Genomic DNA, 11,806 nt, shown 5'->3' with positions numbered 1-11,806 from the left:
CTCAAAGCTGGCCACGCCCCCAGGGCCTTTTCAAAGTCCAACATTCATATGGGACGGGGGACCTGGGAATGAGTGGTAGCGGCGGCGCAGCAGAGCTGCGCCGCCACCACCACCCATTCCCAGGTCCCCCGTCCCATATGAACGTTGGACTTTGAAAAGGTCCTGGGGGCGTGGCCAGCTTTGAGAGCACCTGGACGGGCTCGTATCGCCTTTACAATGGGCGACGACCTGTGCTAGAATCCCCGGCACGTCGGCGATACATCAGGACGAGGGCAGGTGGACGAGATACGACTGACACCGGAAGAGCGGGCGATGTTGGAGGGCGCGCAAGGGCCCGGGGTGCAGCGCGCCATGGAGATCGTCGTCACCCTGGGACGCATCTACGGCGCGCCGGACCTGGTCCCGATCCGCCATGCCCAGATCGCGGGCGTCAGCTACAAGAATCTGGGCGACGCGGGCGTGGAGTTCCTGAACCGGTGGGCTGCGGAGGGCGCGCGGGTCCGGGTGCCTACCATGCTCAACCCCATGGGGATGGAGGCGGACCGCTGGCAGGAGATGGGGATCTCGCCCGAGTTTGCCCGCCCACAGCTATCCGCCATCGAAGCTTTTATCCGAATGGGCGTCCAGCCCACGCTCAGCTGCACGCCGTACCTCTTTCCACAGGCTCGGATCCGCCGGGGGGACCATCTCGCCTGGGCGGAGTCCTCGGCTGTGGTCTTTGCCAACTCCGTGTTGGGCGCTTATACGAATCGCGAGGGCGGGCCATCCGCCCTGGCCGCCGCGGTCGTCGGGCGCACCGCGCGATATGGGTATCATCTGGCGGGGCACCGCCGGGCCCGATATGTAGTCGAGGTGCGGTGTCCCCTGCGGAGCGTAGCCGATTTCGGTGCGTTGGGATATGTGATCGGTCGACAGGTCGGGCAGGGCGTGCCGTACTTCGCCGACCTGGCCCGATGGTTGCCGTCGCTCCCGGAGGATGTGACAGTGGGCGGCCCCGCAGTTGATCGGCTGAAGGCGCTGGGGGCCGCGCTCGCGGCGTATGGCGCCGTCGCCCTTTACCACATTGCCGAGTACACGCCGGAGGCCCGCGAGCAGGGCGAGGCGCTGATCCTCCCGGACGCGCGCCAGTTGGTGATCCGCAGCCTGGATGAGGCCTATCGCGTCATGGACGCCGATCCCGATCTCCGGCGCGTCGATCTGGTCGCCATCGGGTGTCCTCACGCCTCGCTGAGCGAGATCGAGCAGGTGGCCGAGGGGGTGCGGGGGAGGCGCCTGGCCACGCGACTGTGGGTGACCACCGCGCGCCAGACCCGGGAGCGGGCGGCCGAGCGCGGGTGGGTTCGGGATATCGTCGAGGCCGGCGGGGAGGTAGTGGCTGATACCTGTGCCGTCGTTGCCCCCATGCGGATGATCGGGGTGAGGTCTATGGCCACCAACGCGGGCAAGATGGCCTGTTATGCCCCGGCCTATTCGGGCGTACGGATGCGCTTCGGGACGCTGGAGCAGTGCATTCAGGCTGCCCTGACCGGGCGATGGCCGGAGGAGGACGAATAGGCGGTGACGTCCGTGGCTTGGGGCCGTCCGGGCGCCGGAAGTGTATTTGCATGGCTCGGGGGGACTCGGATGTGCCCTTGTGCGGGATATCGCGACCTTTACCGGATTCGTGGGTTTTATGGTAGGACGTACTTGTATTTGCTCGTGAGAAGCTGTGCATGAGGAATCGTGTTGAGGAGGCCGATCATATGCAAACAGATGGGCAAGCCAACGGGAGAGGACCACGTGTGGTCGTTACGGGCATCGGCGCCATCACACCGTTGGGATTGACCTGGCAAGATTCATGGAAAGCGATGGTGGAGGGACGATCCGCGGCCCGGCCGGTCACCCACTTTGATGCGACCGACTTTCCTACGCGCATCGCCGCCATGGTGAAGGATTTCGATCCCAAGGAGTACATGGAGTTCAAGGAGGCCAAGCGGCTGGGGCGCGTGACGCAGTTCGGCTGGGCGGCCACACGAGAGGCGGTCGAGGCAGCCAACCTGGATATGAGCCAGGAGGACCCGGAGCGGATCGGCATAGAGATCGGCAGCGCCTTTGGGGCCCTGGATATCCTGGAGCAGCAGACGCACACGCTGCGCGATCGGGGGCCCAGGCGGATCAATCCGGCGGCCGCGCCTGCGGTGCTCATCAGCACGACGCCGTGCTACGTCGCCATCCGATTGGGCGTCCAGGGGCCGGTGAACTCCCAGGTGGCCGCCTGTGCCACCGGCATCGTCTCCATCGGGGAGGCGGCGCGTCGCTTGCAACGCGGCGAGATCGATGTCGCCATCGCCGGCGGGGCGGACGCCTACACGACGCCGCTGATCATGGCCGCGTTCAGCCGGCTGGGCGCGATGTCCACCCGCAACGACGAGCCGGAGCGGGCGTGTCGCCCCTTCGATCGCACCCGGGATGGCATGGTGCTCGGGGAAGGCGCGGTGGTCATGGTCTTAGAGACGCTGGAGCACGCACAGGCGCGTGGCGCGCCGATCCTGGCCGAGTTTGGAGGGTACGCACTGACCTCGGATGCGTACAACCTGGCCGCGCCGGAACCCCAGGGGCGCGGCGCAGCCAGGGCGATGCAGTGGGCGTTGCGGGAATCCGGGTTGAGCCCCGAGGATATCCACTACATCTGCGCGCATGGCACGGGGACGCAGCTCAACGACGCATCGGAGACGGCGGCCATCAAGCACGCCATGGGCCAGGCCGCCTATCAGATCCCCGTCAGCTCGGTGAAGTCCATGGTCGGCCACATGATGGGAGCTGCCGGTGCGCTATCCGCCGCTGTGCTGGTGCAGGCCATCAACGAGGGGGTCGTGCCCCCGACCATCAACTATCAGGAGCCGGATCCTCAGTGTGATCTGGATTACGTGCCCAACGAGGCGCGGCGTACCCGGGTGGACGCGGCCATGTGCAACGCGTTTGGATTCGGCGGCCAGAACGCCAGCCTCCTTCTGCGGCGGTTCCAGCCATAGCTGGAGCCCTTCACGACCGGAGATACATACACCCCCTCACGTCCTGGACGCGAGGGGGTGTTTCGTCATCTCCGGCCTCGGCCTGCGTCTCCTGCGAGGCCGGGGATGGCGGGTCGAGAGCGGGAGTAGGACCTTTGGGGCGAAGGATCTCCTCTCGCCTCTCCTGGTTTCCGGGCGAAAGGCCTTTCTCGGGTGATCGCGGTGGAGGTCCAGACCATCAGGCAAGTGCACACTTTGGAAATCTGTGTATAATTAGAGTGTGTAGGAACTTCATTGAACTGAGATAAGGAGGTGATGCCCGTGGCCATTGAGCGAGTCCGCGAGCTGCGCCGCCGGCGACATCGCAGGAAGAAGGTTCGCTACCTGCGTGCCCGGCTGGAGCAGACCAGGGATCCGCAGGAGCGGCAGCGATTGATCCAGAAGATCCGGCGTATCTCGCGCAATGCGCCGATTCCGGAATCATAGTCCAGAGTTCTCAGACGGGGCCCGTCAGATATGGCGGGCCCCGTGGCACCTGTCGCGTCAGCGTGATCGACCTGGCTCTGGCGGCTTCGGGGAATTCCCCGCCACCCGGCCGATGCCGTCGGATGCGCTGCGTTCGGCCCGGCTTGTTCGCGCAGGTGAGGGAGGGGCCGGTTCAAGGCGAAGGTGATCGGGGCGTTGTGAGGGGAGGGGGACCGTCGGTCTTCTAGGGTGTCGCCTGCATCGACGACGAAGAGCAGGATGATGGTGCAGTGAGGTGTGCCATGATCAAGGAAGCTCTACTGCAACGACCGCTGCACAAGGGATATGTGCAATGCACTGCCTGCGAGCATTGGTGCGCGATCGCGCCGGGCGAGGCGGGGAAGTGCGGCGTGCGTCGCAACCTGGACGGAAGCCTGAAATTGGTCGTTTACGGCAAGGCGACGGCCGTCAACGTGGACCCTGTGGAGAAGAAGCCGCTGTTTCACTTCTTCCCCACACAGCCCATCTTCTCGATCGGGACGTTGGGGTGTAACTTCCGTTGTCAGTTCTGTCAGAACTGGGAGATCTCCCAACTCCGCGATTTCGATCTGGATGACCCGCGGCTGGGATATGATCTCCCCCCGGAGCGGATCGTCACCATCTGTCGGCAGCGCAATATCCCGATGGTGGCGTTGACATACAACGAGCCCGCCGTCTTCTTTGAGTACGCCTACGATACCTGCCGGATGGCCCACGCGGTTGGGATCCGGACGGCCTTCGTCTCATCGGGCTTCGAGACCCGGCAGGCTTTGGAGATGGTGGCCCCCTATTTGGACGCCATCAATGTGGATCTGAAATCGTTCCGCGATCGATTCTATCGGGAGCTGTGTGGCGCTCGTCTCCAGCCGGTGTTGCGCAACATCGAGTACATCTGTCGGGAGACGGACATCTGGCTGGAAGTGACCACGCTGATCATCCCGGGGCTGAACGATAGCGACGAGGAACTGCGCGAGGCCGCGGAGTTCCTGGCGGGAATCAGCCCGGATATCCCCTGGCATCTGACCGCCTTCTATCCCAATTACCGCATGATGGATCGACCCAGCACCCCGACCTCTACGCTGATTCGCGCGTACGAGATCGCGCGGTCGGCTGGCCTGCGCTATGTGTACGTGGGGAATGTGCTGGATCACAGGCGAGAGAGCACCTACTGTCCGGAGTGTGGCACCTTGCTCATCGAGCGAGTGGGCTATCAGGTGCGCGTGTTGTGGGACCGGCCGGGTACGTGTCCACAGTGTGGACATCAGATCCCCGGCGTGTGGGCCGAGGGCTATCGGGTGGACGTGGAGCTTGCGGTGGCGTCCCATCACGCATCTGGCGATGGAAGGAGGTGATCCGATATGTCTGGAGCGTTTGTTCCCAGGGACCTGGTGCGCCCGGAGGCCGTAGCCGGGACCTTCTACCCGGCCCAGCCGGACGTGTTGCGGAGACAAGTCCTCCTGTACATCGCCCAGGCGTCCATCCCGGAGCTGCCGGGGCCGCCTCGCGCGGTGATCGCCCCGCACGCGGGCTACATCTACTCCGGGCCGATCGCCGGGTACAGCTATCGAGTGCTGCAGATGCTGCCACCACGCCCGCGCGTCGTCTACCTGATGGGGCCAGCGCATTATGTGCCCGTGTCGGGGGTGGCCGTCGGCGCCTTCGCCGCCTTTCGTACCCCTTTGGGCCAGGTCCCGGTGGCGTTGGAGATCGTCGATGAGTTGCTGCAGGCTGGGGAGCCCTTCGTCGAGGATCTGCACGCGCATCAGCCTGAACACAGCCTGGAAGTCCAGGTGCCTTTCTTACAATTGGCGTTGGAGGGCCAGTTCCGTCTGGTGCCGTTGCTGTTCGGCCAGGTGGATCCCCGATCCGTCGCGGCGGTTCTGGAGGATCTGATCGCCCGGGATCCCGACGCCCTGGTGGTGGTGAGCTCGGATCTGAGCCACTATCATTCGTACGAGGTCGCGCGACGGCTTGATCGGGAGCTGCTGGTCGCCATCGAGCGGGAGGATCTGGCCGGCGTGGTGAGAGGGGAGGCCTGTGGCGTGTTCCCCATTCTCACGCTTATGTGGATCGCTCGCCGGCTGCATTGGCAACCGCATCTCCTGGATTATCGCAACTCGGGTGATACCGCGGGGGATCGCTCCCACGTGGTTGGGTATGCGGCCGTCGCCTATACGGAGGAGGCGCCGTCATAGGGATGTCGAATCCGGCGGGGATCTCACGAGGTGTGTAGGCGGGGGAGGAACCCAGGCGCGATGGGCGACACGGACGGTGGATAAGTCCTGGCCTCCCGAGGGGTGTGGTGTGGGAAGGAGGTAAGGGTCGTGGATCAAGAGGGAATGGAGCGGGCGGAGCGCCCGGAGGAGATCGCGTACATCAGCCCGGCCGAAGGGGAGACGTTGCTGAACATCGCTCGTCGCGCGTTGGAAGAGGCCGTGCGCTACAATCGGGAGTGGCAGCCGGACCTGACGGAGCTGTCGCCCAGGTTGCAGGATCCCGGCGCCAGTTTCGTCACGTTGCACACGCACGGCCAGCTTCACGGGTGTATCGGCACGGTGACGCCGGTGCGACCGTTGGCGGTGGATGTGGCGGCGAACGCGGTCAGCGCCGCCCTGAGCGATCCTCGCTTCCCGCCGCTGACGCCTGCCGAGCTGCCCTATACGGCCATCGAGGTCTCCGTGCTGAGCCCGATGCAGCCGCTCGAGTATGAGAGTGTGAGTGACCTGGTCCAGAAGATCCGGCCAAAGGTGGATGGTGTGCTGGTGAAGCGGGGGTGGCATCGGGGGCTCCTGCTCCCCCAGGTCTGGGAACAGATCCCTTCGCCGTTGGAGTTCCTGGTTCACGTGGCCCTGAAAGCCGGCCTCCCACCCGAGGTCTATGAGGAGCCGGGCACGGAGGTATATATCTTCCAGGTGCAGTCCTTTGAGCAGCCCGCCCCCGCCGCGTCCGTTACCCAAGAGTGAGACGTTGACCGGGATGCTCGCGCATCGTTCTGGGCCTGGTGCATTCCCGGGGGGCTCTCTATTTGAGGACAGGGGCGATCCATGAATTCCGTTCGTTCAGGGTAAGTCCCGTCGGACCTCTCCGAGGCGGATCGATAGCGCCCATAGCCCTGAGGTGACAGCTCAGGGCTTTTCTTTGCGCGCGAGGCTTTCTCTGAGGGTTGCGGGATCCTCGTCTATGGTATAATCCGCGCGGAGGACGCATGTTTGCTGAGGTTATTGTGCATGCTGTCGTGGAGCAACGGCCGGGCGATCACACGGCCGGCGTCTTCACGTATGCTGTGCCGGAACACCTCCGCGCTCGCCTGCGGCCGGGGCATCTGGTGTGGGTGCCGTTCGCCGAGCGCCGCCTGCAGGGCATCGTCCTCAAGCTCTCCGATCAGCCCCCTCCCGTTCCCGCCCGTGAGATCGAGGGGCTGGCCCGCCCGGAGCCCGTGGTGACATCGCAGCAGCTGGCGCTGGCGCAGTGGATCAGCTGCCACTATCTCGCTCCCCTGCTGGAATGCGTTCGCCTCATGTTGCCCGCCGGCGTGGCCCGACGGGTGGATTCGTTGATCGAACTGAAGGCGAGCCCGCCCTTCCCAGAGGACCTGACGCCTGAGCAGCGCGAGCTGTTGGCACGATTGCAGCAGCAGCCGCTCACCCGCCGTCAGGTGAAGCGTCGATGGCCCAAGCTGGCACGGCGCTCCGTGATCGAGCCGTTGGTCCGACGCGGCCTCATCGCGGTTGGCCGGGCGGTTGTGGAGCCGGCGGCGCGGCCTCGCACGGCACGGCGCGCCTGCCTGATCGCTGACCCCGCCACGATCGAACGCGCCCTGCCCACGCTGGGACGCTCATCGCGTCAGGCGGACGTGCTGGCGTGGCTCGCCGCCTCGGCCGATCCGTTGCCCGGGCTGGCCGACGTGTGCCGGGAGGTGGGGTGCAGCGAGCGCGTGCTGCAGGCTCTGGCCGAGCGCGGCTGGGTGCAGATCACCTCGCGTCGTCGGACGTTGATCGTGCCCGATCCGGAGGCCGCCCGCGTGGCGCTGACCGCGACGCTGGCGCGAGCGCCGGCTCAGGCGGCTGCGTTACGGGCGCTGCTGGAGACGCCACAGCCCGTGGAGGAGGCGACCTTCTGCGAGCGTCATGATGTGCGCGTGGAGACCCTGCGGGTGCTGGCCAGGCGGGGGTTGATTCGCCGGGAGGTCGAGGAGCCGGCCGTGATCCTCGCGCTGTCCCCGGAGCGGGCGCGGGCGGTGGTTGAGGAACTGCGCGGTCTGGATCGTTACCGTCGGGTGTTGGAGGCGTTGCAGGCGGCCGGGGGCGAGGCGTGGGTGGGCTATCTGTACGCGGAGACGGGCTGTGACCTGGCGCTGCTCCACGAGCTGGAGGCGGCTGGCCTGATCCGGCTGGAGGAGACGGAGGTGGAGCGGGACCCGCTGGCCGGGCGGACCTTCGCGACGGATCGTCCCCCCGAACTCACGGCCGATCAGCGGGCCGCGTGGGAGACGATACGGGCTGGCTTGCTGGCTGCCTGGGACGACGCATCGACATCGGCGGACGGGGGGTCCCCGCCTCCTATCTATCTGTTGCACGGGGTCACCGGATCGGGCAAGACGGAACTGTATCTGCGAGCGATCGCGGAGGCGCTGGAGCGCGGCCGTCAGGCCATCGTGTTGGTGCCCGAGATCGCGCTGACCCCTCAGACGGTGCAGCGGTTCGCCGCTCGCTTCCCCGGCCGGGTGACGGTCTGGCACAGCGATCTCTCGCGCGGGGAGCGCTTCGATCTCTGGCGTCGGATTCGCGATGGGGGCGTGGACGTCGTCGTCGGGTCCCGGTCCGCGTTGTTCGTGCCGCTTCCCCGGCTGGGGCTGATCGTGGTGGACGAGGAGCACGAACCCGCGTATAAGCAGGAGCGCACGCCGCGCTATCACGCTCGCGATGTGGCCATCGCGCTGGGGCGCATCGCCCGAGCGCCGGTGATCCTGGGGAGCGCTACACCCTCCCTGGAGACCTATCATGCCGCCCGACGGGGGGCGATCCACCTGATCGCCCTGCCCCGTCGCGTCCTTGCCCACCGCTCGACGGTGGCCGCCTGGCAGGATCGGCTGGGGGTGCCAGCCGTGCACGTTCCGGATCCGGAGGCGGAGGTGTGTTACACCGATCTGCCGGCTGTGGAGATCGTCGATCTACGACAGGAGCTTCGGGCGGGGAATCGGTCGATCTTCAGCCGGGCGTTGCAGGATGCGCTGGCCCGGACCCTGGACCAGGGACAGCAGGCGATCCTGTTCCTGAACCGACGGGGGGCGGCCACCTTCATCCTGTGTCGGGATTGCGGATTCGTGCTCCGTTGCCCGCGCTGTGACGTTCCTTTGACGTATCATGAGGCCCCGATCGATGACGGCGGGGAGCGGCAGACGGGCTCGCTGGTCTGCCATCACTGCAACCGTCGCTCGCCGATCCCCCAGAGCTGTCCGCAGTGCGGCAGCTCGCGCATCCGCTATTTCGGCGCGGGCACGCAGCGGGTGGTCCAGGAGGTCGCCCGGCTCTTTCCCAACGCCCGGGTTGTGCGCTGGGATCGGGATGTGACCGGGCGGCGCGGCTCTCACGAGCGCATCCTGGCCCAGTTCGCCGATCATCAGGCGGACATCCTGGTGGGCACGCAGATGGTGGCCAAAGGTCTGGATCTGCCGCTGGTGACGCTGGTGGGCGTGGTGGCCGCCGACACCGGGCTGTACCTGCCGGACTTTCGGGCGGCCGAGCGGACGTTCCAGTTGCTGGCGCAGGTCGCCGGGCGCGCCGGGCGCAGCCCCCTGGGCGGACGCGTCATCGTGCAGACCTACCATCCCGAACACTACGCCGTTCGCGCGGCCAGCCGTCATGACTTTGAGGCGTTCTATCGACAGGAGATGCGCTTCCGACGGGAGCATGGATATCCCCCATTCGCCCGCCTGGCGCGCCTGATCTACGTGGATAGCCGCCCGGATCGGGCGCAGGAGGAGACCGAGCGCGTGGCCCGGCTGTTGCAGCAGCGGATCGCCGGGCGAGAGGATGTCAGCCTGATCGGGCCCGCGCCCTGTTTCTTCTCCCGGCTGCGAGGGCGTTATCGGTGGCAGATCGTTCTGCGCGCGACGGATCCCGCCGCGTGGCTGCGCGGGCTGCCTCTGTCGCCCGCCTGGCGGATCGATGTGGACCCTATGGACGTGTTGTGAGATCGAGGAGGACTGCATGGACATCGCTCTCTGGACTTATCCCTGGGATGTGCTGGACGAGGGCATCGATGCCGCTTTGGATCGCATCGCCGCCACCGGGGTGGATGGGATCAGCTTGGCCGTGGCCTATCACGCGGCGCGCACGCTATCCCCGCGCGGCCCCAGACGTCGCATCCGCTTCCTGGAGGATGGGGTGGTGTACTTTCGGCCGGAGGCGGCGCGCTACACGGCGGCCGCCCCCCTCTCCCCGCAGCCTTCGCAGCTGTGCCAGGAGCGCGATCCGCTGGAAGCGATCGGCGAGGCCGCCCAGGAGAAGGGGCTCGCGTTGCACGCCTGGACGGTCCTGACGCATAACAGCCGTTTGGGGCGGGCGCATGTGGAGCTGACCTTCCAGAACGCGTTCGGCGATCGGTACACGTATGCCCTCTGTCCCGCTCAGCCGGCCGTGCGCGCGTATGCCTCCGCCCTGTGCGGCGATCTGGCCCGACGCTACCCGCTGGTCAGCCTGGAGCTGGAATCGGTCGGTTATATGGGCTTCGGGCACGAATCGCATCACGATAAGATCGGCGTGCAGATCGATCGGCTGCATCAGGTGTGCCTCTCGCTCTGCTTCTGCCCGGCTTGTCGGGAGCGGATCGCGCAGGAGGGAGGCGATCCGGAGGCGCTGGCGCAGGCGGTGCGCGCCGAGTTGGAGGCGTATTTCGAGCGAGATGGGGGGATAGAGGTGGAGACGGAGCCGGAGGTCTGGGCGCGGCTGGGCGAGATCCTGGGCGAGGCCGGACGCGACGCGCTATTCCAGGCCCGGCAGCGGGTGATCCTGGATATGTTGCGGTCGATCCGCGAGGCTGTGGGGGATTCGGCTCGGCTGAGCGTGATGGCGGCGGATTCGCCATTGATAAGCGGGGCAGTGGTCGGTGTCCCTTTGAAGGAGGCTGCACGTTGGGCCGATGCGATCCTGTTGCTGGACTACGCGGCCCCGACGGAGCGACTGGCGTCCGATATCCGTCGCTGGCGCGAGACGCTGCCGGGGGTGGAGATCGGCACCGGCATGAGCATGCTGTGGCCGCTCGCGAGGGAGGCGCATGCGCTGGCCGAGCGCGCCGCGGCGCTGGCGTCCGCAGGTGCGGGGATGTTGCGATTATACAACTACGGGCTGATGAGCCGTCCGAGGCTGGGATGGGTGTCGGAGATCGTGCAGGCGGTGCGGGGCGTCGATGCCGGGCGCGGTTGAGCCTTGTGATTCTGGCGAGAGGCGACATAAAAGTAGTAGGTTTGCGTAAAGACATGGTATAATAGCTGTGCTGTTCAGGAGTCCCGGTTGGGATTCTGATGAGCCGGTTCATGGCCATGAGCGAGCCTGGCTCCCACGCCCGGTCGAGCGGCGGTGTGAAGGTCGTCTTGCAGGGCGGGGTGGGAGCCGTGAACGGGCCCGAGCGCGAGGGCTTGGCTGGGGGCTGAGCGCTCGCGCCTGGATGATCGGTGGCATAGGGGCCACTGTGGCCCGGGTGGAATGACTCGGCTGGCGATCATGGCTCAGAGCACAGAAATGATGGGAAGGATTCGGAGGCGGTAGTGGGTTCTGGATGGACGAAGAATGGATTCGTATATCTCTTGATCCTGGTGGCAGCTGCTGCGCTTTTCTTCAGCATTTTCCCCCAGACGGAACGCGCGGAGAGCGTGGACATCACCACGGTGGCCGAGTGGATCAAGCGTGGGGAAGTGGAGGCGATTCGCGTCAAGGGCGACGATGTGCTGATCCGGCATCAGGGCCAGACGGTTACCTCTCGCAAGGAACCGGATGTGAGCCTGACCGAGACGCTGGTGGCGCTGGGAGTGACGCGAGAGCAGCTCCGTAACGTGGACTATCAGGTGGAGCCCTTGAGCCAGTTGGGGAACTGGCTGGCCTTGCTGGGCAGCCTCCTGCCGTTGATCTTTGTCGGGGCGTTGTTCTTCTTCCTGTTGCGCCAGGCTCAGGGAAGCAACAGCCAGGCCATGGCCTTTGGCAAGAGCCGGGCGAGGATGTTCACAGGGGACAAGCCGACGGTGACCTTCGACGACGTGGCGGGGGCGGAGGAGGCCAAGCAGGAGCTGCTGGAGGTGGTGGAGTTCCTCAAGGAGC

At 66.2% G+C, this 11,806-nt stretch carries 8 protein-coding genes; all 8 read left to right on the top strand.

What is annotated here, in order from left to right:
• Window positions 1-285 precede the first annotated feature (285 nt).
• Window positions 286-1,554, top strand: a complete 1,269-nt coding sequence (locus GXP39_14675) for a DUF521 domain-containing protein (protein NOZ29278.1) — start codon at window positions 286-288, stop codon at window positions 1,552-1,554.
• A gap of 188 nt (window positions 1,555-1,742) precedes the next feature.
• The gene (fabF, locus tag GXP39_14670; GenBank protein ID NOZ29277.1) at window positions 1,743-3,011 is read left to right on the top strand and encodes a beta-ketoacyl-ACP synthase II; all 1,269 of its coding nucleotides are present in this window, start codon (window positions 1,743-1,745) and stop codon (window positions 3,009-3,011) included.
• A gap of 746 nt (window positions 3,012-3,757) precedes the next feature.
• Complete coding sequence (amrS, locus tag GXP39_14665; protein NOZ29276.1) at window positions 3,758-4,846, top strand: AmmeMemoRadiSam system radical SAM enzyme; 1,089 nt, start codon at window positions 3,758-3,760, stop codon at window positions 4,844-4,846.
• 6 nt (window positions 4,847-4,852) lie between these two features.
• Window positions 4,853-5,689: an AmmeMemoRadiSam system protein B gene (gene amrB / locus GXP39_14660; protein NOZ29275.1), complete on the top strand. Its 837-nt coding sequence runs from the start codon at window positions 4,853-4,855 to the stop codon at window positions 5,687-5,689.
• A 129-nt stretch (window positions 5,690-5,818) separates the two neighbouring features.
• Window positions 5,819-6,457: an AmmeMemoRadiSam system protein A gene (gene amrA, locus GXP39_14655; GenBank protein ID NOZ29274.1), complete on the top strand. Its 639-nt coding sequence runs from the start codon at window positions 5,819-5,821 to the stop codon at window positions 6,455-6,457.
• 242 nt (window positions 6,458-6,699) lie between these two features.
• Window positions 6,700-9,687 carry a primosomal protein N' gene (gene priA, locus GXP39_14650; protein NOZ29273.1) on the top strand — a complete coding sequence of 996 codons (2,988 nt, stop codon included), beginning with the start codon at window positions 6,700-6,702 and terminating at the stop codon, window positions 9,685-9,687.
• Window positions 9,688-9,703: 16 nt separating this feature from the next.
• Entirely contained in the window at window positions 9,704-10,918 is a 1,215-nt protein-coding gene (locus GXP39_14645; GenBank protein NOZ29272.1) for a hypothetical protein, read from the top strand.
• Between the two features lie 341 nt (window positions 10,919-11,259).
• Window positions 11,260-11,806, top strand: a 547-nt coding sequence (locus tag GXP39_14640) for a cell division protein FtsH (GenBank protein ID NOZ29271.1), incomplete at its 3' end; no start/stop codon positions are given.

Source organism: Chloroflexota bacterium, assembly GCA_013152435.1.
In the GTDB taxonomy this organism is placed as follows: domain Bacteria; phylum Chloroflexota; class Anaerolineae; order DUEN01; family DUEN01; genus DUEN01.
This window is presented reverse-complemented; position numbering and strand designations above follow the sequence as displayed.

Coding starts and splice junctions, on each gene's coding strand:
- fabF (NOZ29277.1), top strand. CDS start 1,743: ATGCAAACAGATGGGCAAGCCAACGGGAGAGGACCACGTGTGGTCGTT.
- amrS (NOZ29276.1), top strand. CDS start 3,758: ATGATCAAGGAAGCTCTACTGCAACGACCGCTGCACAAGGGATATGTG.
- amrB (NOZ29275.1), top strand. CDS start 4,853: ATGTCTGGAGCGTTTGTTCCCAGGGACCTGGTGCGCCCGGAGGCCGTA.
- priA (NOZ29273.1), top strand. CDS start 6,700: ATGTTTGCTGAGGTTATTGTGCATGCTGTCGTGGAGCAACGGCCGGGC.
- GXP39_14645 (NOZ29272.1), top strand. CDS start 9,704: ATGGACATCGCTCTCTGGACTTATCCCTGGGATGTGCTGGACGAGGGC.